Here is a 24,192-nt window from a genome sequence, read left to right on the forward strand (position 1 = left end):
TTCATAAAGGAAAGGGGGCGCTTACGCTGCCCCCCTTTGTACTAACAATTACTCAAAAATCGGGCTATACTCATAACCAAAGATTTCTTCGAAGGACTGCTCGATGTTAGAGGAGTCACGTACGCACTGCGGAGCGTAGATAACCTTCGGAAGTTCCTGGCCTGCAAGTTTACGAACCTGCATTTCAACTGCGATCTGAGACATAATGTTCGGGAAGAAGTCTACAGTACCATCAAGCTCACCAGCTTTGATAGACTCTGTTGCTTCACTTGTTCCGTCTGTACCAACGATTACACAGTCGCTTTCAGCAGCGATAACTGCTTCCAGAGCGCCCATTGCCATTGTGTCGTTGTTGCAGTAGATACCAGCCAGATCCGGATGCTGCTGAAGCAGTGTCTCTGTGATATCATAAGCTTTCTGACGATCCCAGTCACCATTCTGAACTGCTACGATTTCGATGTCTGCTTTGTCTGCATAGAAGTCATTGAATCCCTGTGTACGAGCCTGAGCTGCTGTTGCCTGGGAAAGACCTGTGATACAAGCTACTTTGCCCTTCTGGCCGATTGTATTGTAGATCCACTCAGCGCCCTGTACGCCTGCCTGATAATGCCAAGCGCCTACTGTTGTAGATGCATACGGTGTGAATGCGTCCATAACGGTTGTCATGTCAATGCCTGCTTCCAGAGCTGCTTCCATACCCGGAACAAGGTTTGCATCTGAAATACCAGAAACAAGAACTGCATCATATCCCTTGTTAACCATGTCAAGCATAAGTGTCAGCTGACCTTCTTCGTCTGTCTCAGTCTGAGCGCCACGAACGTCAAGTGTCAGATCATATCCAGCGTCTGCGAAAGCTTTTCCAGCAATCTCAGCGCCTTCACCTTCCATACGCCAGAACTCGTTCTCGAATGTCTTTGTTGCGAAACCGATTGTAACAGCTTTGTCAAGCTTCGGAACTGCGCCAAGTTCTTCACGGATGTCGTTGTAGGAAACTGCATCTTTGTAGAAATCATATCCCTGCTCTGCTACATCTGCACTCGGAAGATCTGCTTCTGCTGCAAATGCTGTCATGCTCATGGATGCTGCCATTGCCATAGCTGTTAATGCCATTAACTTTTTCATTACTTTTGTCCTCCTAAATTATTACTTGTTTTATATATGTTACTTTGAAAATCGGAGAGTTCTTATGTGAACCCGCCGTTTTTACCTGAATCTTTTACTCGAAGAAACAGAACTCTCCTTCTGTCAGCTCAAGTTCCGGAAGGATACCCGGCTTGTTGTCGCCTACATATCTGTCAGCAGTCGGTACTGTTACTGTAAATTCACCCTGAAGGACACCCTCTGTCTCGTTTTCTGCAAGTGTAACGGTACTTACTACATCTTTTCCTGCTGCTTTCTTTGCGAAATAATATCCGTTATCAGCAGTTGCATGGCTCATAATCTCAATCTGAGCAATTGCATTTTTGTCCATCTCTTCGCCAACTACCAGCTTCTTGTTAAATACTAAAGCCATTGTGTAGTGTTCTGCCTCAAAATTGTGCGTGGTGCCAGTCATTCCTTTGGTAGAACTTGTGTATTCAAACTCTACTTCTTCACCGTTGATTTCAACTATCAGCCAGCCTTTACCTTCTTCCGGAGCGTAATCACGCTCTACTGCTTCTGCTGCACTGGCGCTTATGCCAAGAAGCATCGTAGCTGCTGCAAGCAGACCAATGATTCTCTTTTTCATAGGCCTTGTCCTCCTGATTTAGTTGTGGTTTTACTTAAAACTGTGTGCCGTAAAGCTGTGCTACGAACTGCCAGAATGCGTCTCTGTCGATGTTGAATACGATCTGTACGTTCTTTGATTCGTACGGTCCATTATCAGTTGCCCATGTTACAGCATTTGCGTAGCTGTAGCTGGAACGGTTGCAGTCAATTGCCAGATCTCTGAACTCTGTCTCTGTGATCAGATCCGGGCAAAGGAAGATACCAGCTGTGATAGCATCCCAGCAGTAACCTGTGCTTGTCGGGTTCTCATCATATTTCGGACCTACGTTCTCAATGAATGCCTTAGCAACCGGTGAACCCTGATCGTACTCTTTGATCCAGTCAATAACGTCTTTTGCAAGAAGTACCTTCGGAGCGATGTCGTGCGGAACAACGATCTGATACGGGAAATCATTGTTCAGACAGATCTGAACGGATTCCGGATCATAGAACCAGTTGAACTCGCCACATGCGTTAGCATTTCCAGGAACGTCGATAGCACCGCCCATGTAAACGATACCTGCTGTGTTCTCAGCAAAAGTCGGGTCCATCATACAAGCAAGAGCTACGTTTGTACAAGCACCGATTGCGAAGATCGTAACCTGTCCCGGGTTTTCTTTTACAGATTTGATCATGAACTCTGCTGCGTTCATATCTGTCTGCGGTTCTGTTGTTGAGTAGCCATATTTTTCATCCAAATACTCGCCAAGATCATGATAATTCTGCGGCTCTACATAGTTCTCAAGACGACGATATCCACCTGTCCAAGTAAATCCACCAGTAACCGGTTTGTCCTGAGCCAGATCACGGAATCCCATAATCGGAACGTCCGTACCCATGTAAACCGGAATATCTGTACGCTCAATCATCTCAAGCTGTCTCAGAATTGCGTTTGTTCCTACTGAAACGATTTCATTTCCGCCTACAGCAGTAACGCCAAGAAAGTCAATCCAACCTGCTGCATCTGCCTGCGCCAGAATAGACATACAGTACATATCATCGCTGTAATATAACATGTCACAGTCCATAATGACTTTGTTGTCTTCTGCTGTAGTAACGATTTCATAATCCTCCAGTGCTGCGTATGCAGTTGCCGGTGCAAGCATTGTTCCCATCATGCCTGCTATCAGAGCCAATGATAATACTTTCTTTCTCATAAGATTCTTTCACCTTTTCTTTCTTTATATAATATAGCCGCGACCGCTTTCGCCGCCGCGACAATATTTCGTAACTTAAATTAGTAATTGTATGTTTGAATTACTGTACGTCTTTTGTGAGAATGTCTACGTAGTAATTCCAGAACGCTTCTCTGTCGATATCAAATACTACGTCAACTTTCTGTACGCCGTACGGCATTCCTGTACCTGCTTCAACGTCACGGTTACGTGATGTCCACCAGCTTGTGGATCTTCCGTAGTTCGGGCCGTAAGTAGTATCTACTGTCAGGTAACGCTCCTGAACGTCTGTTGCGATTTCCGGATGCATCCAGATAGCTGCTGTAATAGCATCCCATACGTAGCTGCTTGCTTCCGGGTTGTCCTCGAAACGCTGTTTCTGACCTTCTACGATCAGGTTAGAGATTGCATTGCCCTGATTTTCAACAAGTCTGTCGTAAATGTCTTTGGTATAGAATACTGCTTCTGCTACATCGTTCGGAACGGCGATCTGGCTCTTCCACGGAGATTCCAGACAAATTCTGATACCTTCCGGATCGTAATACCAGTTGAACTCTGCCGCTGAACTGGAGTTTCCAGGAATATCAACTGCACCGCCCATGTAGATAACACCTGCTGCATCCTCTACGATTGTCGGGTCTTTGCGAACTGCGAGCGCCATATTTGTACCAGCTCCGATTACAAAGATTGTAACTTCGCCCGGATATTTATGTACCTGCTCAATGATGAAGTCAACTGCGTGCTCATCCTGTACTTCTGTCTCTGCATAGCCATATTTCGGCTCTGACGGCAGATTCTTGTAGTCTGTCGGACGCTCGTTTACGTCACAGAAATAGCTTGTGTCCCAATCCCAGTAAGCACCTGCGTACTCCGGCATACCCCAGATCTTGCTCTCTGCGTCAAGATTGCGGAATCCCATCAGCGGCACATCGCATCCCAGGTATACCGGAATATCTTCACGGCCGATCAGCTCCAGCTGACGAAGTGCTGCGGTTGCTCCGGATGCACACCAGGAGTTTCCTCCTACTGTTGTAATTCCAAGGAAATCACAGTTACCAAGTGAATCTTCCTGTGCAAGCATAAACATAACGATTGCATCGTCATTCAAATATCCCATATCTGTATCAAGAATCGCACGTTTCACTGCCGGTTCTGCTGCCTCTGATGCGGATACTGCTGCCGGAGCTGCCATTGTAAGTGCCATACCTGCCGCGAGAGCCATTGCTACTAATTTCTTCATTATTGCTGCCTCCTTGTTAATTGCATATTGTTTTTGCCTTGGTCCGAATGTTTCTGCAATCGTGTTTTGGCGCCTTCCATACTGTCACAGAACATCCTGCCCCTGCGTTTTCATGTGACTTTATTATCTACTTTTTCCTGTAATAAGTCTGTGACACAAGTCACTTTTGTTGGATTTTTTTCAAGTCATTGTACAGCACTATTCAATTCTTCGGTGAAATGCACAATTTTAGCAAGCTACACTCTCTGTATCGTCTTTCACTTCTTCCATAGCCGGAATGGACGGCGCAGCCCCTGCACGGGACACTGCAATCGAAGAAGCCTTTGCCGCAAGCCGCAGCGCATCCTGCATGCTCTTGCCTGCAATCACTGATGCAAGGAAAAAGCCGGTAAATGTATCTCCTGCTGCCGTTGTGTCCACGACATCCACTTTATAAATCTCCTGACATACCTTCTGCTTGCCGTCAAAAAATACAGAACCATTTTCTCCCAGCGTAAGTACGAATTTCGCTTTCGGAAAACGTTCTGCCAGACATGTCAGTATCTCATCCGCTTCTGTTCGGCCGGTAAACTGTCCTCCTTCAATCTCATTCAGAATAAACCAGTCGATCTTGGTCAAATCACACGCATCCAACTTACTATCAAACGGAGACGGATTCAGTACGATCTTCATACCGCGCTCATACGCCTTTTCAATCACATAATCCAACAAATTAATCTCATTCTGCAGAACAATGTAATCTCCCTCTTCAAACTGTCCCAGCACTTCGTCAATATATTCTCTGGTCTGCATCTGGTTTGTTCCGCCATAGAGAATAATACAGTTCTGTCCGTTTTTGTCCGTTTGAATAATCGCATGTCCACCCTTTGCCGGAAGCTTCTTTATATAAGAAGTATCCACTCCGTACTGCCGACAAATATCCAGAAGGAAATCCCCTTCCTCTCCAATCAAGCCTGCGTGATACACTGGAATCCCTGCCCTTGCAAGCGCAATGGACTGATTCAGCCCTTTTCCACCACTAAAAGTCTCCGACTTTGATGAAAGGATTGTCTCTCCACCCTCTACGATATGGTCTACTGTATAAACATAATCGATATTCAATGAACCAAAATTTAATACCTTCATCTTCCGCCTCCTTACACAAAAAAAAGAATCTTTACAGTATCTTACCGTAAAGATCCTCAATATGCTGTGATTTTCATCACACTACGATATGAATTTTATCTTTTCTCTTCTACAGATCAGTTTCAGCACCGCATCTTTTTGCTCAGGGCACAAAAAAAAGAGTATCCACTCGGATACTCTTTAGCAGGGCTACAAGGATTCGAACCTTGAAATGACGGAGTCAGAGTCCGTTGCCTTACCGTTTGGCGATAGCCCTTTGTTCAACGCAAGAAGAATTATAACTCATGTTTTTGATTAATGCAAGTACTTTTTTTATTTTTTTTAATTTTTTTCTTCCATACCGCGAAAAATGTGATATAGTCATAAAAAACAGAGAAAAGGAGTGTTCCTGATGAGTACTTTGAACCTTACCCTGCTGACTGACTTATACGAGCTTACCATGATGCAAGGATATTTTGAAAGCCAGTCCTCGGAAGTCGTAGTCTTCGACGCATTTTACCGGAAAAATCCCTGTGGCAACGGATATGCGATTGTTGCAGGATTGGAGCAGGTGATTGATTATATCAAAAACCTTCGCTTCTCCGACGAAGATATTTCCTATTTAAAAAGCCTCGGTATTTTCCATGACGAGTTTCTGAATTATCTGAAAAATTTTCGTTTTGAAGGAAGCATCTATGCAATCCCGGAAGGTTCTATTGCCTTTCCGCATGAACCGCTTTTGAAAGTAGTTGCCCCGATTATGCAGGCACAGCTGGTAGAAACAGCAATTCTCACTATTCTGAATCACCAGAGCCTGATTGCCACAAAGACAGATCGTATTGTCCGTGCCGCGCGTGGAGACGGTATTATGGAATTTGGTCTCCGCCGGGCCCAGGGGCCGGATGCCGGTGTTTATGGAGCCAGAGCCGCAATGATCGCAGGATGCATCGGCACCTCGAACGTCCTGGCCGGACAACTCTTTGATGTCCCTGTAAAAGGAACACATGCACACAGCTGGATTATGAGCTTCCCGGATGAATATACTGCATTTAAAAAATACGCACAGCTTTATCCGAATGCCTGTACTTTGCTCGTTGACACTTACGATACGCTCCGTTCCGGAGTTCCGAATGCAATCCGAGTTTTCCGCGAAATGCGCGAAGCAGGCATTGAGCTGAAAAACTACGGAATCCGCCTCGACAGCGGCGACCTGGCCTACATGTCCAAAAAGGCACGCCGCCTTCTCGACGAAGCCGGTTTTGAGGATGCCATTATTTCCGCATCAAGCGACCTTGACGAATATCTGATTGACAGTTTAAAAACACAGGGCGCTGCCATTACTTCCTGGGGAGTCGGTACCAATATGATCACCTCCAAGGATTGTCCGGCGTTCGGCGGCGTCTACAAACTGGCGGCTGTTCTGGATGAGAAGACCGGAGAATTTACTCCAAAGATCAAGCTGTCTGAAAACACAGAAAAAATTACAAATCCAGGCAACAAAAAAATCTTTCGTATTTACGATAAAGAAACCGGAAAAATCCGCGCCGATCTGATTTGTCTGGAGGACGAACAGTTCGACACATCGGAAGATATGATTATTTTTGATCCGCTTGAAACCTGGAAAAAAACGAAAATCAAGGCCGGAACCTATACTTTAAGAGAGATGCTTGTCCCGATTTTCCTGAATGGCGAATGTGTCTATACTTCTCCTTCTGTCATGGAAATCCGCGATTACTGTACAAAGGAAAAAGAGACACTCTGGGACGAAACCAAACGCTTTGCAAATCCGCACAAGGTTTACGTTGACCTTTCCGACAAGCTCTTTAAAATCAAAAGCGACCTGTTGGAACAGATGGGGCGGAAATCCCTGTCTCTGTAGCTTTTGAACCCTGCAGAGGACATACTTTTTAAATTTCAGGCCTGCATTCAGAAAAATCCGGTATAAAATGCCTCCCTTTACAGATACTAGTACCATAAAAAGAAAACTACCAGTAAAGATAAATGGAGGAATTTTTATGAAAGCCACTGGAATTGTTAGAAGAATTGACGATTTGGGACGCGTGGTGATCCCAAAGGAAATACGCAGAACCCTTCGCATCCGTGAAAGTGACCCGCTGGAAATTTTCACAGATCGCGAAGGTGAGATTATATTAAAAAAATATTCTCCGATCGGAGAGCTCGGAAGTTTTGCAAAAGAATACGCCGAAGCGCTTGCTTCCGCCTCCGGTCACAGCGTATATATCACGGACCGCGATCAGGTTATCGCAGCAGCCGGCGGCATCCGCAAGGAAACGGTTGGCACACCAGTTACCGGCCAGCTCGAGGCAGTCATGAACGAACGCGAACACGTACTTGCAAACCAGACTTCCAAAACACATGTAAAAATCACAAGCGAAGACATGGACGATGAGATGCCCCAGGTCATCAGCCCGATTCTCTGCGAAGGAGACGTGATCGGGTCTGTGATCCTGCGAAGCAAAGATACCTCCCGCAAAATGGGAGAAACCGAACAGGTGCTGGCAAAATGTGCCGCCGGTTTTATGGGACGGCAAATGGAACAATAATGCACCAGATGACGGCTATCTGATCCGCGGCAGATTCCACCGGTAATGCGCTGCCAGAAAGCGGATCAGCATCACAGCCGCCGCACCCATCAGCATACACGAAAGTCCGCCAAGATACGGAAGAAGCGCTACATAAAACAAGGCGCCTGTCAAAGATGCCACAGCATAAACATGTTTCACAAAAATGTAAGGCGTATTGCCCGCAAGTACATCCCGTATTACTCCGCCTCCCACTCCCGTCATTACTCCCACAAAAATCAACAGAAACCGATCGCCCCCATACCCTGCCGTAATCGCCGTATGGACTCCTACCACCGTAAAAATTCCAAGACCGATCGTATCCCCTGTCAGCAAAAGCAGTTCCCGCGTTCTTCCGTATTTTCCTGATCCCCCCTCTGTCCTTACATACAAAAAAAGAAACAGAATTGTTGATGTAAGCACAGCAGTCAAGGCATACTGCGGATTCTGGAACATGACCGGCGGATTAATTCCCAGAATCAGATCCCGGATCAGACCTCCGCCCACGGCGGTTGTGACACCAAGCACATTTACGCCAAACAAGTCCATCCTTCGCTGAATCCCTGTCATCGCCCCTGATGCTGCAAACGCTACCGTACCTATGATTTCCATTGCAAAAACGATCATATCCGAATAAACCATCGTTCTTCCTCTCTAAAATCAGCCTTCCCTTTTTCGTATCATTTTATAACGCATATTTTCCACTGTCAAATCTTTCAATAATCAGCCTGTATGGGTCCAAAAGATTGTTAAATTATTATCTTTTTTCAAAAAACTGAAGAATTTTTATTGATTTTATTTTTTTATTATGTATACTATGAAACAGGGGAAGCGGTAACCTCGCTTCCATAGCAAATAAGATACGTAAGTCCTGCGTTTTTGCATCTGCAGGCAGTTATCGTCGAGCAACTACACACTATTTTTTCGAAAAAGGAGATTATGAAAAATGGCAGAGATCAATTTAAGCAAGTATGGTATCAGCGGAACCACTGAAATCGTACGTAACCCTTCTTATGAAATGCTGTTCGAGGAAGAAACCAGACCGGAACTGGAAGGTTTTGAGAAAGGTCAGGAAAGTGAACTTGGCGCTGTCAACGTAATGACTGGTATCTACACAGGCCGTTCACCGAAAGACAAATTCATCGTAATGGATGACAATTCTAAGGATACCGTATGGTGGACCTCTGACGAATACAAGAATGATAATCATCCGGCTTCACAGGAATGCTGGGATGCTGTAAAAGAAATCGCTCTCAAAGAACTCTCCAATAAGAGACTGTTCGTTGTTGACGCATTCTGTGGCGCAAACAAAGACACACGTATGGCAATCCGTTTCATCGTGGAAGTTGCTTGGCAGGCTCACTTCATTAAAAACATGTTCATCCAGCCGACTGACGAAGAGCTTGAAAACTTCGAGCCGGACTTCGTTGTTTACAACGCTTCCAAGGCAAAAGTAGAAAACTACAAAGAACTTGGCCTGAATTCCGAGACAGCTGTAGTCTTCAACATCACAAGCCGTGAGCAGGTTATCATCAATACATGGTACGGCGGAGAAATGAAAAAAGGTATGTTCTCCATGATGAACTACTATCTGCCGCTGAAGGGCATCGCTTCCATGCACTGCTCTGCAAATACAGATATGAACGGTGAAAATACAGCGATCTTCTTCGGTCTCTCCGGAACAGGTAAAACAACTCTGTCCACAGATCCGAAGCGTCTCCTGATCGGTGATGACGAGCACGGCTGGGATGACAACGGCGTATTCAACTTCGAAGGTGGCTGCTACGCAAAAGTTATCAATCTTGACAAAGAGTCTGAGCCGGACATCTACAATGCAATCAAGCGCAACGCTCTTCTTGAGAACGTAACACTGGATGCAGAAGGCAAGATCGACTTCAACGACAAGAGCGTTACAGAGAATACTCGTGTATCCTACCCGATCGACCATATCCAGAATATTGTTCGTCCGGTATCCGCTGCACCGGCAGCTAAGAACGTAATCTTCCTGTCCGCAGATGCTTTCGGCGTACTTCCGCCAGTATCTATTCTGACTCCGGAGCAGACACAGTACTACTTCCTGTCAGGTTTCACAGCTAAGCTTGCTGGTACAGAGCGTGGAATCACAGAGCCGACACCGACCTTCTCCGCTTGCTTCGGACAGGCATTCCTTGAGCTGCATCCGACAAAATACGGCGAAGAGCTTGTTAAGAAGATGGAACAGAACGGTGCAAAGGCATACCTTGTAAATACCGGATGGAACGGTACAGGCAAGCGTATCACCATCAAAGATACTCGTGGTATCATTGATGCAATCCTGAACGGCGATATCCTGAACGCTCCGACAAAGAAGATTCCGTACTTCAACTTTGAAGTTCCGACAGAGCTTCCGGGCGTAGATACAGGTATTCTTGATCCGCGCGACACATATGCTGACGCTTCCGAGTGGGAGACAAAGGCAAAAGATCTGGCTCAGAGATTCATTAAGAACTTTGCAAAATATGAAGGCAACGACGCTGGAAAAGCACTTGTTTCCGCTGGTCCGCAGTTATAATCAGAAACTCTGAAAGTTTTGGATCATTTATATCCATAAAAATTATTAAAAAAGGAGGTTTTCGCACTCATTCAATTTCGTGCGAAAGCCTCCTTTTTCCTAGCAAACGAAAAAGCCCTGGAAACCAGGGCTCTCTCAGAGCTGATGACGGGAATCGGACCCGTGACCTCCTCACTACCAATGAGGTGCGCTACCGACTGTGCCACATCAGCATAACTGTTCGTTACGGTTTATAATTTTACCACACCTCCTTGCAACTGTCAAGGAAATCTTGTACATTTCACAGACCTAATCTGAAAAATTCTCCTTATATTTCTGATTGAGCCACGCCACTGCCTGCTCGATCCCTTCATCAGACAAATCAAAATACTCTGATTGTTTCTGCTCCTCCGGCGTAGCTTCCCAGCAGTATGGTTCTGGATAAACCGAAGCGCACAACTTCTCCTCCTCTTTGCACAGCCTGTAACGCATATCTCCAAAGGAACCGCAAAAGCACTCTTTTTTGACGAGTGCAAGCGTAAACATTCCTTTTAAAGAAATTTCCTCCATTTCCATCAGCCTCCCAAGTTCAGCTTTATATGATCTTATACCGCGTCTCCCACGCTCTTCCCTACTGTTGTCCCGGTAACTCTGCCACTCATTCCGGCAACTGCGAACAGGCCTGACAGGTCCGATATGGATAACCAAGCGGAAGCGGCTTTGCGCAGTACTGGCATCTTGCAATATAATTTGCCTTTCCTTTTGTCAGATAACGCATGATACTGGCTTCTGTTTTCTCCCGCTCCTGCCGCAGCCACTTTTCATCCACAATCTTGCCCATACGATGGGAAAACTGATAGTACAAATCCAGCTGCTTGTAATACGTCTCATACTTCAATATACCGCCCCGGTCCCGCCGGTCAAGCTTTGGCCGCTCTAACGAGACATCTGCGGAATAGTTCTGACAATAATCAAGCCACAAACCAACGACACGTCGATCTTTGATATCAATCGGACAGGTAATCATCCGATAAAGAATCCGTTTGTTTTCAAATCCTTCAATCCGCGCCCTCACCTTGCACGCACGTTCATAGAGGAACAATGCCTCCTCCACATTTTCTTTTTCAAATGGTTTGGAGGGTTCTACCGAATGCCATACCTTTAAAATTTCATTCAAAGGCTCATCAAGGTCGAGAAGTACCTGAGGAAAACCAAGATTTACCCTTGTAAGCGGAAGCTCTTCATCCTCGAATTTCTCACGGATCTCATGCAGCATCTCCTCCCCCATTGCATTGACATAGCCTGTATCATAAATACCAAAACGCCCTGCGCGCCCGGAAATCTGCCGGATTTCTGACGTACACAGCGGTCTCCGGCCTGTGCCGTCGAACTTGTCTGCCTGCAAAAAAACGATCCTGCGAACCGGGAGATTCAGCCCCATGCCAATCGCATCCGTAGAAACAACTACCTCTGTCCGCTTGCTCGTAAACAAATGCATCTGACGGCGCCGTATTTCCGGCGGCAGGCTTCCGTAAATCACGCTGGCACTGATTCCGCGTTCCTCCAGACGTCCTGCGACATCCAGCACTGACTTTTTGGAAAATACAATCAGTGCATCTCCTCTGCGGACATCTTCCGGAAAATCAAAGGCCAGATCTTCAAAAACAAGCGACGTTTTGCGCTCGTACCGATGCGCCTCCCACGTATCACCGGTCAGCTCGATCAGATGTTTCAACACCCCTTCTGCCGCAGGGCTCGTACAGACATGAATTTCACGCGCTTTCACGCCAAGTATGGCCTTTGTCCAGGAATGTCCCCGGTCTGTATCAGCCATAAGCTGCGCCTCATCAATCACCACAATATCATACAGCTCATCATAGTCCGCCATCTCAATGGTTGAAGCGACCACGCGGCTGTCCGGCTCTTCAATGCATTCCTGTCCTGTCAGCATGGTGCACGGAACACCGTATTCCTTCATCTTTTCATAGACTTCCAGCGCCAGCAACCGCAATGGCCCCAGATAGGCGCCCCGTCCTGCCGTTTTCAGGCGTTCCAGAGCCCGGAACGTCTTTCCGCTGTTCGTCGGACCAATGTGCAGAACAAAATGTCGCCGCATCTCAAGAACTTCCGAAAATTCCAGTTCAGGGCGCGCCGGAACTAGATCCAGAATTTTGTTCGTAAGCTGATGCTGCCGATAAAAGGGGTACAGCGAAAACAGCGACTTTGCACAGATTTTTCCAGGCATCTGTCTGCGCAGAAATGCAAAAAATTCTCCGTCTATTCCCTCTCTTTGCTCCGGAAGCAAAAAAGCGACGTCAAGCTGTACTAGCTTTGGTATCATCTGCTGTTTTACCAACTCAAGCACAGCCTCCTGATGCTTCCGGTAAGCGTAAACCGCTATATTTTTAATCTGTTTATGGTAATCTTCCAGCACGGCGCTGTTCACCCGCGAAGGTCTGGCACTTTTCAGAGTTCTGTTCAGCCGTTCCACCCTGCCTGGAAAATCGATGTAATTTACCGCTTTTTTCTGCCGTCTTTTCATCTGCTGTTCATACTGCGAAACATAAAACTGAACCATTTTCTTTGTCTGTATCATAATCTCATCCGTGCCTCGCTCTGCAATTCCTCTTCCAGTCCCTTTTCGCTTTTCCCGAGAAACTTTATCAGATTTTTCCACATTCTTTCGCGAAGCTCATCTCCCTGCATTTTTTTCACAGCTGCAATACAATCTATATTTCTATCCAGAACCTTCTGTATTTCCTGAAATTCTGCATCTTCCTGTCCGTTTGCCCATGCAATGGCGGAAACGCCATCCGTTTCCACAAACAGACGGTTCACGGGAATCTCCCAGAGCATATATTGATACAATTCCCGACCGGCCCGTTCGCCGGACCATACAGAGAGACCTGAATTTTCTGCATCCTCCAAGCCATTTACAAGCCGTTTTTCTTCTCCTGCTACACTCCCGGCAAGATCTGGTCCCAGGGTAAAATAACAATCCTGTTCCAAAAACTTCTCTAAACTCTTCAAATCTCCGGAATACCAGTGCACACACACCGGCTCCGGAAACCCCTGAAGCATATCTGAAATTTCAGCTTCCATTCCCTTGGTATGCAAGATCACCGGTTTTTTCAGATCTGCTGCAATCTGCAGCTGACGCTCCAAAACCGCCCTTTGAACAGAAAGCGGAATCTCGCACCAGACACAGTCCATCCCTATTTCGCCCACCGCATCACACATCCGATACGCATCTTCCAGATCCCGTTGTTCGACTGCCATATACTGTTCCGCATACCAGGGATGAATCCCGAAACTGAAAAGCAGCGATTCACTGCGTGCAAACTGCCTCATAAATTTCCATTCCCATGGCGTTCCACTGCTCAAAAAGGTAATCACACCCATCTCACGGCGCAGCGTAATTTCCCATTCCGCCATTGTACGCAGCATGTTTTCATCTGTTGTCTTTCCGTTTCTATCGGCCATACAAAACAGATGCGCATGCATATCCAGCAAACGCATCCGCCTGTCCAGTTTCCATTCTGATGTCATTTTCCACTGTTTTCCTTTATGTGAATTTACATATTAATTATAATACAATTCCCTATCCCCCACAAGAGCAGATTCCTTCAAAACATATAAGAAATTATAATCCGAAAACTTGCAATTGAAAACCTCTGTCTTTGATGCTATACTCTTCTTCATCTGGGAAGATTTTCCTGTTTTTTACCTGTTACTACAGGGAAAACTCATAAACAGGCACTCCCGTAAATATACATAAAATTGTATAGCATCCATACACATATGGCACCATTTTCTAATCGAAAAGACGCTATACTGGAAATAATACGACAAGGAGACTTTTTATGCTGATTCCTGTACTTCTTTTTATTGTCGGGCTTGTCCTGCTGATCTCCGGCGGTGACTGGTTTGTTGACGGAGCCACCGGTATTGCACACCACTTTCACATTCCGGAGCTTTTAATCGGTGCTACTGTCGTTTCCATCGGCACAACGCTTCCGGAGGTTATGGTATCCGCTACCTCCGCACTTGGCGGACACGGCGAGATTGCCTACGGAAACGCGATTGGCTCAATTATCTGTAATACTTCCCTGATTGCCGCGCTTACCGTTGCTGTGCGTCCCGGAAAAGTGGAACCAAAATCGTTGCTTGCACCGGTACTCTTTTTTATCGCAGCAGCCTCTTTCTATTCTTTCGTCGCTTACAGTACCGGATATTTCAGCCGGACAAGCGGAATTGTCCTGCTGCTTCTTTTCCTGATTTATATCGTTTATACTATTCTGGAAATGAAAAATGCGCCTCACAGTGTCTCAGCCGAAGCCACAGAACCGGAAGCAGAAAGTTCCATTGGAAAGAACATTCTGTTCCTGATACTTGGCGCCGGAATCATCGCTGTGGGCGCTGACCTGCTGGTGGACAATGGCACACTGATCGCACAGGCACTTGGCGTTCCGGAATCTGTAATCGCGCTCACCTTCGTTGCACTTGGTACTTCACTGCCTGAGCTTGTAACTGCCATTACTTCGCTTGTCAAAGGATACGGCGCACTTTCTCTTGGCAATGTCATCGGCGCGAACCTCTTCAATCTGGTGCTGGTTTCCGGTATTTCCGTAACCCTGTCTCCTTTCCAAGTCCCGACAGGCTCCATGATTGCTGGAAAAAATGCATCCCTCGTGCTTGATATACCGCTTATGATCTTTGTCATGCTGTTTTTGACAGTACCGGCTCTGCTACGCAAACGACTCTCACGCGTACAGGGTATTGTACTGCTTGCCATTTATGCGGCTTACTGTATTTTCCAGTTTGCAATGTAAGTCCGCACAGGTATCTCCCTATGCATGCAACAACTTTATTTTCCAAACAGTTCTTTTGCCTGTCGCATATTTTCCATGACAGGCACTTCAAACGGACAGCGGCTCTCGCATGCCCCACAGCTGATACATTCTCCTGTTGTGATAAAGTAAGGTTGTAACAGAAGTGGCTAATAAGATATAATCAAAATCACAAGAAAAGAGGTACCTATTATGCCACAGAATTACACTCCCGAGTTTAAGAAAAAGATTGTCCGTCTCCGTTTGGAAGAAGGAAGAACAATCAAAAGCATCACCGCGGAGTATAACATCTCCAAAGAAACGCTGCGCCGCTGGTGCAATGAATTCAAAGAAGAATGCCGGACAAGCCCCGATACAAAAACAGAGTATGATAACATGAAGGAGATGCTTAAGCTCAAAAGAGAAAATGAGGAGCTCCGAAAGGAGAACCTGTTTCTAAAAAAAGCAGCGGCATTCTTCGCAAAAGAAATCGATTAGAGGCTTATCGGTTTATAGAAGAACATCACAGAGAATTCGGGGTCCGCTGGCTGCTAAGGCGGCTTGGCATCTGTCCGAATGCGTATTACAACTACCGGAAACACCGGAAGGCGGCTTATCATGCCCAAAAAGAAGCAGTAAAAGCGCAGATCAGGGAAATTTACCATGTGCATAACGGGGTAGCAGGATACCGGACCATGACTGTCTATCTGGCGCGCAGGGGCTGCCATTACAGCACGGTTACCGTACATAAGTACATGAATACGGAAATGAGGCTGTATTCCCTTGTCCGCCCAAAGAAACCGGGCTGCCGGCGTGAAAAACCGCACAAAATCTTTGAAAACAGGCTGCAGCAAAAGTTTTGTGCAGGCAGGGCGAATCAGAAGTGGTGTACAGATTTCACGTATCTGTTTTTGAAAAATGGAGAAGTGCGCTACAATTGCAGCATTGTTGACCTGTATGACCGGAGTGTCATTGCAAGCGAGACAGACCGCCAGATCACCAGCAGTCTTGCTATCCGGACTTTGAAGAAAGCACTGGAATCACAGTCCCGGATCAATGGAGAACTGATACTCCACAGCGATCAGGGTTCCCAGTATACGTCAAAGGCATTTGTAGAATTCTGTGAATCTGTCCATGTGACACAGAGTATGAGCAAAGCAGGATGTCCATATGACAACGCCCCTATGGAAAGATATTTCAATACATTGAAAAATGAATGTGTGAATCTGTACGATTTCCAGACAGAGGAGGCACTGTATCGGGCAGTGGAAGAATTTGCTTATGTCACGTATAATCACATCCGCCCTCACAGCTATAATGGATACCGCACCCCTTATCAGGTACGGTTTGCATCTTAAATTAAAAGCTGATTTTTTTAGTCATAAGCGTTACAAAAATGCTTGACCACAACATCCGCCATGGTGTGCGAGCAGCTCATAATGATTCTGCACGGTCTCCGGCATTTCTTTTTGTGCCTTAGCCAGATTCAAAAATTTAGTCACTGACGCAACGTCGATTTGCTTCGGGCACGGCGCGCAGTGGCTGCAATACATACAGTGCCCCTTCCAGCTGATATTTGGGAAGGAGGCAAACGCCAGCGCATAATCCTTCTCCTCTTCTGACGCATCCTCATAGGCAACGCTCGCTTTCAGCTGTTCTACGCTGTGCGCTCCCGCCATGACACTGGCAACTCCTGGACGGGTCAAGGCATAGTGCAGGCACTGAACCGGTGTCAAAGCCTTTCCTGCCGGAGAAAGCTTCTCATCTAGCAGATCACCGCCGCCAAATGCTTTCATGACCGTAATCCCGACACCAAGTCTCTGACATGTCTCATAAAGCTCCTGTCTCTCAGAATCCATATTGATGAGAGGCTGCTCATAATTCTTTCCATTCCAGAGTTCTTCTACATCCTCCCCGGCTGGCTGAAGATCATAACACGGATTTACGCTGAACATCAAAACCTCTATATACCCACTCTTTACCGCAGCAAGCGCCACCTCTGGGTTATGACTGCTCATACCGATATGACGAACCACACCGCTCTTTTTTAATTCCAGAACATATTCTAACACCGGTCCCCCAACAATCTGCTCCCAGTCCTCCATGGAATCCACATAATGGATCATCCCCACATCAATATAATCCGTCTGGAACAGCTCCAGCATCTCATTCATACCCGCTTTCACTTCCTCAATGCAGCGTGTCCGCATATACTGGCCGTTTTTCCACACAGAGCAGACATGAGATTGCAAATAAAACTGATCGCGCCTTCCTTTTAATGCCTCTCCAACCGCTGCCCGAATCCCGGGATCAGGCGTATAAAGATCAATATAATTCACACCATATTCCTGTGCGGCATCCATCAGCCGCCTTGTTTCCCCGCAATTATCATTCCCAAACCCTTCGCAACCAAGACCAATCTCACTGATTTTCAATCCCGTATTGCCCAGCTCACGATATTTCATATCCATGCTTCCTCCTCCATAGTATTGTATAATGAAACTTTAATGAACATCAGCAATTTAATTAAGTATACCTTCTTGAGTGCTTGTGGTTCAATCAATAGGTATATTTTCCTATAAAATTTCAATTTTTTAAAGTCAGTCCCCTGGTAAGTGATACAAAATAAGGGGTGACTTGTTTGTCGGAACCCCGTTTTTGTATCACTTACCAGGGGACGTCCTCCCTTCAAAAAACCCCTACCTTATAAAATTCGTATGTACCAAATCCTCTTTCTTTGGCAGCCCATACGCCTCTTTTCCAAGTGCAATACTCTTCATCAAAAAGGTCATATTCCGCGCCAGCGTCCGCATGGTCTGAAGCCCCTCTTCATCCCCCGCTGCCTCCCCTGGCGTACGGCCATGAATGCTGTTCCAGTATTGGCTTGATGCGATTGGCATTCCTGTAATGGTAAAATACTTGTTCAGCTCATCAAACGTCGCTGAAAGACCGCCGCGCCTTGCGGCTGCCACAGCTGCGCCAACTTTCATAGTTTTATTGAAATGCGTGCTGTAAAACAGACGGTCCAGAAACGCAACTAATGTCGCATTCGCAGATGCATAGTACACAGGCGTCCCCACCACAAGTCCGTCACATTCCTCAAATTTCGGCGCTGTTTCATTTACAATATCTTCAAACACACAATGTCCCTTTTTTGCACATCCGCCACAGGCAATACAGCCGCGAACCGCCTGATTTCCCACCTGCACAATCTCTGTCTCAATACCGGCGTCTGCAAAAATTTTCTCCATCTCGTGCAAAGCCACATACGTATTTCCCTCTGCATGGGGACTGCCGTTGATCATCAATACTTTCATATCAAATCCTCCATTCTGTGAGCCATTCATCCGTCATTTACTCCTATTCCGCTTCCGGGTTAAATATCTCCTTTGAAAACGGAACTGATTTGGTTTTATCATACCATACTCCTACTGCAACGCGCAATCTCTTATCAATATCTGCATACTTCAACCCGCGCATTTCTCCGCTCCTCATACCAGTCCGGAGCATAACAGCAAAGAAATTATAGAAATAACTGTCTTTCGCATATGCCATAAACAATTCCTGCTGCTCTTTTGTTAACGCCTGCCGTGTCTTCTTTTCCGTCTGGCGCGGAAGTGTAGCCGCATCAATCGTATTTCTCTCAATTAGTCCATTCTTTAGCGCCTGGGAAAAACATCCATTTAATACTGCAGATACAATTTTAATACTTGATATAGCATAATCTTCTCTTGCCAGATCATTATACAATTTCTGAATATGTTCCCCACGGATATCGTAATGTATGTGGTTCCAAATCGCTGTTTTATACAACCATTATAATATTTTTGATATGATACCAGTGTCCCAGTTTTCACACGCCTTTTTTTATATTCTTGTATCCAGGTATCAAACCATTCTCCAAACGTAACCTTTTTCTTTTCAACAAATAATCCATGCGCAAGCTTATACTTTAATTCTGCCACCTCCTGCTGCACTTCTGCAATTGTCTTACCATGGACAAGATATCTCTTTCCCTTTATCATGGGGCTTGCTTCATATCCGTCATAACGTTGCTGTATACCTTTAGGAAGTTTCCTACCACGTTTATCAACCGCCATACTACACCGCCTTTCTATTTTGATAAACAGGGCAGCAGGCCATTTGAACCATTCCAGCTAATCCCCCTTTGATGCTAATCAACATAATTTCTTTGTTCATCGGTTTACTCATACTTTCCCTCATCCTCTATAGCTGCGCGCTCCTCCAAATCAGCCGCTATTCGCTCTAAATAATTTGATATTCCAAAAAGAGCGTCATGTATTGATTGTGGAGTTAATGGATCAGCTTTATTATTCAATAATTGTTTAGATAAACCTGTAATTATCATTGCTAACCCGCTAATTTCCGCAGACAAATCATATAAATCTCTTTTCATAAAGTCTTTCCTTATCCCCGGAAGTATGATAAAATAACACTATCCGGCTTTCATGATTGGTTGTCGGGTTACTGCCCTTATCGGAGTTGCCGCTCTGATAAGGGCTTTTTCTTTATACTGGCTGAACCTGTGAAGCTCCAAAAAACCTTGCTTTATAAGTGACTCCACTTCCCTTGCTTCCCCAGATCAGTTCCGTACCAAATAAGGCCCTGCTGCCATGAATTACTTCATACCCCAGTTGTTCCAGCCGTTCCTTGTGTTTATCTCTTCGTTGACTCCTGCGACCGACTTTACCTCCTCAATGCGCATCTGATTAATTTCTGCCGCCTTTACACTCAGCCATGATCTGTGTAGAGCTTCTGAGAATGTAATCTCTGCCTTTCTGAAAAGTGTCCATGCCTTTGTCATGATGTGGCTTAAATTGTATTTCTTCATTGTGCTACCTCCTGCATTTTATTGTCTTTCAGAAGAACTCCGGTCAAATCATCTTCCTGACTATTGCCGCCGTAATCGTTGGTTCACAGGTATATGGTTTTCAGCTTCACATCTTTTCGGGATGTTCGTTTGCTCTTCCTTTAACTGCTTTTATTATAAATATGTGTACACATTTATCAATTGACACATCTCACAAATATACGTACACATATTTGTCTATTTTGTATGTGTCCATATATTGAATTATATGATATACTTACTGCATAATAGAGAAGGTGTCTACATTTTCCGCCAGCTCCTTCAACAAAGAAAGCAGGTGAACCTAATGCCATTAACAGAAGCGCAAAAAAAGGCCAACATAAAGTACAGAGAGAAAAGCATAAAACGTATTCCTTTAGATGTCCAAAAGGAAAAATACGAAGAAATCAAAGCTGCCGCCGATGCAGCAGGTGAAAAAGTGAATGGCTACATCAAAAAAGCCATCGATGAAAGAATGCTACGTGAAGTTGAATAACGTTATTCCATCAGTTCCATACTATCTATGAAAGGATGTGTTTCTATGTCATTACCGAAAGAAAAGCTTTACACCATTGAGGATATTTACAACCTGCCAGAAGGAACCAGGGCAGAACTCATTGACGGTCAGATTTATTACATGGCCCCACCTACTCGCCAACATCAGCAAATATTAAGTGCGTTGCACGCAGCCATTTACAACTATATTTCTGAACGCAACGGTCCCTGCGAGGTCTATCCTGCTCCATTCGCTGTTTTTCTGGATGAGGACGACACGAATTATCTTGAGCCAGATATCAGTGTAATATGTGATTCCTCTAAATTGGACGACAAAGGTTGCAATGGTGCCCCTGACTGGATTATTGAAATCGTATCTCCCAGCAATCCAATGAATGATTATGTTGTTAAACTGTACAAGTATCAAGCTGCAGGCGTCCGGGAATACTGGATAGTTGATCCCAGAAATCAAATAATTACAGTATATAATTTTGAGAATCAAATCCTCGCCCAACGCTTTACATTTGCCGACACGATAAAGCCCTGCATCTATGACAATCTTATTATTGATTTTTCAAAATTCAATTTTTAACATTAGACAACAATCTTAAAAACTCATTGCAGCAGGTAGTCAACACACGCCTGCTGCTTTTAATATTTTGTACCGGTTCTCAGCGCCTATTTCCGGCTTAAAATTTAGTAATTTGGTACTTGACTTGATTTTATTCCTAAATCGTGTTATACTTCGTTCCGTTGCAGAGCCCATAAAAACAAGGTCTTTCCGGGCTTGCCGCCGATTCCCGGCGTTAAATGAGTCGAGTGTTCGAGACCTTCCACTCGTAAAACAAAACTAAAGGAGAAAACTGAATATGAAAGACAAAAAAGTACTGTTCCTCGTTCAAGGCGCAGCGATCGCTGCCATCTACGTCGTGTTGACGGTTGTGTTTGCCCCCTTTGGGTTCGGAGAAATTCAGCTTCGTGTATCAGAAGCGCTGACCATTCTCCCGTACTTCACGCCTGCGGCAATTCCGGGCCTGTTTGTCGGCTGTATCATCGGGAATACGCTCGGCGGCGCTATTCCGGTAGATATCATCTTCGGAAGCCTCGCCACGCTGATTGCAGCGGTATTTACATACCTGCTTCGCCACAGACGTTACCTGGCACCTGTTCCTCCTGTAGCAGCAAACGCTCTGATTGTTCCGTTTGTACTACGCTACGGTTATGGAGTACCCCTTCCGATTCCATTTATGATGCTGACTGTGGGAATCGGAGAAGTATTATCCTGCGGTGTTATGGGTATGGCCCTGTTGTTTGCCCTTGAAAAGTGCAGAGCAGTCGTCTTTAAACAGGCCACTATTTAAAGGCTGTTGCATATAAAAACGGATAGAATTGATTCACCATCTTGAATCTCTCTATCCGTTTTTCTGTCATATTATTATGGAATGCGATGCCTTTATTCCACGATCCGGATGCTCACTATTTCCGGCTGATCTTCTTTTGGCAGGACTCCATTTGCATCCTGTCCCGTAACCTTTTCGCAAATCTCATCCACTATATCCATTCCATCTATGACATGCCCGAAGCCTGCATACTGGCCATCGAGAAAATCACTGTCAGCCTGTACAATAAAAAACTGCGAGCTGGCACTGTCCATATCCTGTGCGCGCGCCATAGAAAGAACGCCTCGTTTATGAGAAATCTTATTCTCCACACCATTCTGTGAAAATTCACCCTTGATCTTCTGATCGGAGCCTCCTGTACCATCCCCATTCGGATCTCCTCCCTGTATCATAAAACCGTCAATAATCCGATGAAACGTCAGGCCATCATAAAATCCTTCCTTCACAAGATTTACAAAATTTTCCACCGTCTCCGGCGCATTCTCACTGTCCAGAACAGCATGAATCGTTCCGTAATCCTCCACTTCAATTGCGATTTTCACGCCGTCTCCTGCTGCACCGCTTCCGGTATCCTCCTTCTTTGCGCCGCATCCTGTCGCCAGAAGGGCCGTCATGCCAAACACAAATGTAAATATAATTGCTCTGGTGTTCTTTTTCATTTCCTGTATCTCCTATTTCTGTTCTTCCTTTTTCCTATTTTATGCCTGTACCCGTTTTATGCCTGTGTCCGCTCTTTGTCATAATCCACAATCACCTTTTCCAACACATCTGCGGCTGTTTGAACGGTATTCAAACAGCGGATTTCTTTCTCAAAATATTCTGCTTTGATCTTACCGCAAAGCCTTGATCCAAATTTCTCCTGAAATGCGCGTACCAGCTTCAAAGTCACATCATGAAGCTCCTGCTTCTGAGCATGCGCCCGAGTTTCAATATATTTCGCTGAGATCACACACGCTGCCCCTGTCAGGGCTCCGCACACATCTCCCACCTGCATACCGCCTCCAAACGCGCCCACCATACGCATATCATGTTCGCTAAGTCCAAGGCCGTAATACTCATTTCCGGCATGTACCATGGATTCCGCACAATTATAGTCCATATCATAATATTTCTGAGCCAGATCCTTTAACATATTTTCTCCTCCGTTCACATTACAAATTCTATTTTTCGTCCTGTTCTCTGATACTGATAATACCGCACGCCTGCTGCATCCAGCATTCGTCTTGACGCGATCGTCGTCGGCGCATCGTGATATTTATCCTCATCATAGACAATCGTACTGATCCCCGCCTGAATGATAGCCTTCGCGCACTCATTGCACGGAAAGAGTGACACATAAAGCTTCGCGCCCTCGAGACTTCCGCCGCGGTAATTCAAAATCGCATTTAACTCGCTGTGCACCACATAAGGATATTTCTGATCCAATACTTCTCCTTCCCGTGCCCACGGAAACTCATCGTCCGAACATCCCTTCGGAAACCCATTGTATCCCATTGACAAAATCTTATTGTCCTCGCTGACAATGCAGGCGCCCACCTGAGAATTCGGGTCCTTTGAACGCATGCCTGACAATCTGGCAACTCCCATAAAATACTCATCCCAGGAAATATAGCCTTTCCGTTTCTCCTCCATCTTCCTCCTCCTTGTAAATAATCTGGCTTTCACGCCATTTTTCCTTCTTTCTCTATGGTTTATACGTGCTGCCTGGTAGTTTACCGTTCTTTTCCAACACGAGTATTCAAAATTTCCTGCAACAACGCTTCGCACCCCTCGAGTATATCCTTATACGTTGTCTCAAAATCCCCAGAATACCACGGATCATCTATATCCCGCGGCCGCTTGGCATGATCCAGCAAACGACTCACCTTCCCCTGCGGATCATCTCCCAGAATACGCATCATATTGCGAATGTTATACTGCTCCATTCCGATCAAATAATCGTATTCCTGGTAATCACGACGCTCCATTCTTCTGGCATGATGCCCCTCCGCACGGATTCCATACTCGGCAAGCTTACGTTTTGCCGGCGGATAAACCGGATTCCCGATTTCCTCCATACTTGTGGCCGCTGATGCAACTACAAACTCCGCGCTAAGGCCATGTTTGTTTACGAGATCGCGGAAAATAAATTCAGCCATTGGGCTGCGGCAGATATTGCCGTGGCAGACGAATAATATTTTTATCATATCTTTGAAACTCCTTGTATTTACTGTATTTC

The 24,192-nt window shown here is 45.5% G+C and carries 28 protein-coding genes and 2 tRNA genes; 8 read left to right on the top strand and 22 right to left on the bottom strand.

Features of this window, described 5'->3' with window-relative positions; genetic code table 11:
• Positions 1–48: 48 nt before the first annotated feature.
• The 6 genes from AC6I2O_RS06645 to AC6I2O_RS06670 all read right to left on the bottom strand — a co-directional run bounded on the left by AC6I2O_RS06645 (position 49) and on the right by AC6I2O_RS06670 (position 5,545).
• Positions 49–1,122 (bottom strand): substrate-binding domain-containing protein, encoded by a 1,074-nt coding sequence (locus AC6I2O_RS06645; protein ID WP_120391125.1) that lies wholly within the window; start codon positions 1,120–1,122, stop codon positions 49–51.
• 94 nt (positions 1,123–1,216) lie between these two features.
• The gene (locus AC6I2O_RS06650) at positions 1,217–1,729 is read right to left on the bottom strand and encodes a hypothetical protein (RefSeq protein ID WP_497742168.1); all 513 of its coding nucleotides are present in this window, start codon (positions 1,727–1,729) and stop codon (positions 1,217–1,219) included.
• A 34-nt stretch (positions 1,730–1,763) separates the two neighbouring features.
• Positions 1,764–2,906, bottom strand: a complete 1,143-nt coding sequence (locus tag AC6I2O_RS06655; RefSeq protein WP_497742169.1) for a nucleoside hydrolase — start codon at positions 2,904–2,906, stop codon at positions 1,764–1,766.
• 100 nt (positions 2,907–3,006) lie between these two features.
• On the bottom strand, positions 3,007–4,164 hold the full coding sequence (locus tag AC6I2O_RS06660; RefSeq protein WP_497742170.1) for a nucleoside hydrolase: 1,158 nt from the start codon (positions 4,162–4,164) through the stop codon (positions 3,007–3,009).
• A gap of 228 nt (positions 4,165–4,392) precedes the next feature.
• Entirely contained in the window at positions 4,393–5,289 is an 897-nt protein-coding gene (locus AC6I2O_RS06665; RefSeq protein ID WP_120391131.1) for a ribokinase, read from the bottom strand.
• A 184-nt stretch (positions 5,290–5,473) separates the two neighbouring features.
• Positions 5,474–5,545, bottom strand: a tRNA-Gln gene (locus AC6I2O_RS06670).
• Positions 5,546–5,680: 135 nt separating this feature from the next.
• On the opposite strand from AC6I2O_RS06670, the gene AC6I2O_RS06675 reads away from it, so the two are divergent.
• Together AC6I2O_RS06675 and spoVT are read left to right on the top strand one after the other, a co-directional pair.
• A complete protein-coding gene (locus AC6I2O_RS06675; protein WP_120391132.1) occupies positions 5,681–7,147 on the top strand; it encodes a nicotinate phosphoribosyltransferase in 1,467 nt (488 codons plus the stop codon).
• Positions 7,148–7,283: 136 nt separating this feature from the next.
• Entirely contained in the window at positions 7,284–7,832 is a 549-nt protein-coding gene (gene spoVT, locus AC6I2O_RS06680) for a stage V sporulation protein T (RefSeq protein WP_120391133.1), read from the top strand.
• A gap of 15 nt (positions 7,833–7,847) precedes the next feature.
• On the opposite strand, the gene AC6I2O_RS06685 is transcribed toward spoVT, so the two are convergent.
• Entirely contained in the window at positions 7,848–8,492 is a 645-nt protein-coding gene (locus AC6I2O_RS06685; protein WP_120391134.1) for a trimeric intracellular cation channel family protein, read from the bottom strand.
• A gap of 304 nt (positions 8,493–8,796) precedes the next feature.
• Between AC6I2O_RS06685 and pckA the strand changes: the two genes are divergently transcribed.
• Positions 8,797–10,401: a phosphoenolpyruvate carboxykinase (ATP) gene (pckA, locus tag AC6I2O_RS06690; RefSeq protein WP_120391135.1), complete on the top strand. Its 1,605-nt coding sequence runs from the start codon at positions 8,797–8,799 to the stop codon at positions 10,399–10,401.
• Positions 10,402–10,540: 139 nt separating this feature from the next.
• Here the strand turns inward: pckA and AC6I2O_RS06695 are convergent.
• The 4 genes from AC6I2O_RS06695 to AC6I2O_RS06710 all read right to left on the bottom strand — a co-directional run bounded on the left by AC6I2O_RS06695 (position 10,541) and on the right by AC6I2O_RS06710 (position 13,929).
• A tRNA-Thr gene (locus AC6I2O_RS06695) sits at positions 10,541–10,613 on the bottom strand.
• A 76-nt stretch (positions 10,614–10,689) separates the two neighbouring features.
• The gene (locus tag AC6I2O_RS06700) at positions 10,690–10,950 is read right to left on the bottom strand and encodes a GNAT family acetyltransferase (RefSeq protein WP_497742171.1); all 261 of its coding nucleotides are present in this window, start codon (positions 10,948–10,950) and stop codon (positions 10,690–10,692) included.
• Positions 10,951–11,038: 88 nt separating this feature from the next.
• On the bottom strand, positions 11,039–12,976 hold the full coding sequence (locus AC6I2O_RS06705) for a helicase-related protein (RefSeq protein WP_120391136.1): 1,938 nt from the start codon (positions 12,974–12,976) through the stop codon (positions 11,039–11,041).
• Complete coding sequence (locus AC6I2O_RS06710) at positions 12,973–13,929, bottom strand: TatD family hydrolase (RefSeq protein WP_497742172.1); 957 nt, start codon at positions 13,927–13,929, stop codon at positions 12,973–12,975. Before AC6I2O_RS06710 ends, AC6I2O_RS06705 begins: the two co-directional genes overlap by 4 nt.
• Positions 13,930–14,243: 314 nt before the next feature.
• On the opposite strand from AC6I2O_RS06710, the gene AC6I2O_RS06715 reads away from it, so the two are divergent.
• Positions 14,244–15,212: a calcium/sodium antiporter gene (locus AC6I2O_RS06715; protein ID WP_120391138.1), complete on the top strand. Its 969-nt coding sequence runs from the start codon at positions 14,244–14,246 to the stop codon at positions 15,210–15,212.
• Positions 15,213–15,247: 35 nt separating this feature from the next.
• Here the strand turns inward: AC6I2O_RS06715 and AC6I2O_RS06720 are convergent, their stop codons facing one another.
• The gene (locus AC6I2O_RS06720; RefSeq protein WP_497742496.1) at positions 15,248–15,373 is read right to left on the bottom strand and encodes a 4Fe-4S binding protein; all 126 of its coding nucleotides are present in this window, start codon (positions 15,371–15,373) and stop codon (positions 15,248–15,250) included.
• A 49-nt stretch (positions 15,374–15,422) separates the two neighbouring features.
• Between AC6I2O_RS06720 and AC6I2O_RS06725 the strand changes: the two genes are divergently transcribed.
• A protein-coding gene (locus AC6I2O_RS06725) for an IS3 family transposase (protein ID WP_497741782.1) occupies positions 15,423–16,567 on the top strand; the annotation gives its coding sequence in 2 pieces (ribosomal slippage) (positions 15,423–15,666 and positions 15,666–16,567; 1,146 coding nt in all).
• A 30-nt stretch (positions 16,568–16,597) separates the two neighbouring features.
• On the opposite strand, the gene AC6I2O_RS06730 is transcribed toward AC6I2O_RS06725, so the two are convergent.
• The 6 genes from AC6I2O_RS06730 to AC6I2O_RS06755 all read right to left on the bottom strand — a co-directional run bounded on the left by AC6I2O_RS06730 (position 16,598) and on the right by AC6I2O_RS06755 (position 20,061).
• Positions 16,598–17,680, bottom strand: coding sequence for an aldo/keto reductase (locus AC6I2O_RS06730; protein ID WP_497742173.1), 1,083 nt, complete (start codon positions 17,678–17,680; stop codon positions 16,598–16,600).
• 228 nt (positions 17,681–17,908) lie between these two features.
• A complete protein-coding gene (locus tag AC6I2O_RS06735) occupies positions 17,909–18,526 on the bottom strand; it encodes a flavodoxin family protein (RefSeq protein WP_120391356.1) in 618 nt (205 codons plus the stop codon).
• A 43-nt stretch (positions 18,527–18,569) separates the two neighbouring features.
• On the bottom strand, positions 18,570–18,764 hold the full coding sequence (locus AC6I2O_RS06740) for a site-specific integrase (protein WP_497742174.1): 195 nt from the start codon (positions 18,762–18,764) through the stop codon (positions 18,570–18,572).
• Positions 18,765–18,892: 128 nt separating this feature from the next.
• Positions 18,893–19,309 (bottom strand): tyrosine-type recombinase/integrase, encoded by a 417-nt coding sequence (locus AC6I2O_RS06745; protein ID WP_497742175.1) that lies wholly within the window; start codon positions 19,307–19,309, stop codon positions 18,893–18,895.
• Between the two features lie 104 nt (positions 19,310–19,413).
• On the bottom strand, positions 19,414–19,626 hold the full coding sequence (locus AC6I2O_RS06750; RefSeq protein ID WP_120391141.1) for a hypothetical protein: 213 nt from the start codon (positions 19,624–19,626) through the stop codon (positions 19,414–19,416).
• A gap of 222 nt (positions 19,627–19,848) precedes the next feature.
• A complete protein-coding gene (locus AC6I2O_RS06755) occupies positions 19,849–20,061 on the bottom strand; it encodes a hypothetical protein (protein ID WP_497742176.1) in 213 nt (70 codons plus the stop codon).
• A 325-nt stretch (positions 20,062–20,386) separates the two neighbouring features.
• Here AC6I2O_RS06755 and AC6I2O_RS06760 point away from each other — a divergent pair, with 325 nt between their 5' ends.
• The 3 genes from AC6I2O_RS06760 to AC6I2O_RS06770 all read left to right on the top strand — a co-directional run bounded on the left by AC6I2O_RS06760 (position 20,387) and on the right by AC6I2O_RS06770 (position 21,935).
• A complete protein-coding gene (locus tag AC6I2O_RS06760) occupies positions 20,387–20,575 on the top strand; it encodes a hypothetical protein (protein WP_120391142.1) in 189 nt (62 codons plus the stop codon).
• 45 nt (positions 20,576–20,620) lie between these two features.
• The gene (locus AC6I2O_RS06765; RefSeq protein ID WP_120391143.1) at positions 20,621–21,166 is read left to right on the top strand and encodes a Uma2 family endonuclease; all 546 of its coding nucleotides are present in this window, start codon (positions 20,621–20,623) and stop codon (positions 21,164–21,166) included.
• A 277-nt stretch (positions 21,167–21,443) separates the two neighbouring features.
• Positions 21,444–21,935 carry a QueT transporter family protein gene (locus tag AC6I2O_RS06770; protein WP_120391144.1) on the top strand — a complete coding sequence of 164 codons (492 nt, stop codon included), beginning with the start codon at positions 21,444–21,446 and terminating at the stop codon, positions 21,933–21,935.
• Positions 21,936–22,027: 92 nt separating this feature from the next.
• Here AC6I2O_RS06770 and AC6I2O_RS06775 read toward each other — a convergent pair whose 3' ends face one another.
• The 4 genes from AC6I2O_RS06775 to AC6I2O_RS06790 all read right to left on the bottom strand — a co-directional run bounded on the left by AC6I2O_RS06775 (position 22,028) and on the right by AC6I2O_RS06790 (position 24,160).
• Positions 22,028–22,633, bottom strand: coding sequence for a peptidylprolyl isomerase (locus AC6I2O_RS06775; protein ID WP_120391145.1), 606 nt, complete (start codon positions 22,631–22,633; stop codon positions 22,028–22,030).
• Positions 22,634–22,689: 56 nt separating this feature from the next.
• Positions 22,690–23,106, bottom strand: a complete 417-nt coding sequence (locus AC6I2O_RS06780; protein ID WP_120391146.1) for a C-GCAxxG-C-C family (seleno)protein — start codon at positions 23,104–23,106, stop codon at positions 22,690–22,692.
• A gap of 14 nt (positions 23,107–23,120) precedes the next feature.
• Positions 23,121–23,606 (bottom strand): deoxycytidylate deaminase, encoded by a 486-nt coding sequence (locus AC6I2O_RS06785; protein WP_120391147.1) that lies wholly within the window; start codon positions 23,604–23,606, stop codon positions 23,121–23,123.
• Between the two features lie 80 nt (positions 23,607–23,686).
• Entirely contained in the window at positions 23,687–24,160 is a 474-nt protein-coding gene (locus tag AC6I2O_RS06790; protein ID WP_120391148.1) for a low molecular weight protein-tyrosine-phosphatase, read from the bottom strand.
• Positions 24,161–24,192 lie beyond the last annotated feature (32 nt).

Source organism: Blautia sp. St.27G3 (assembly GCF_059728505.1).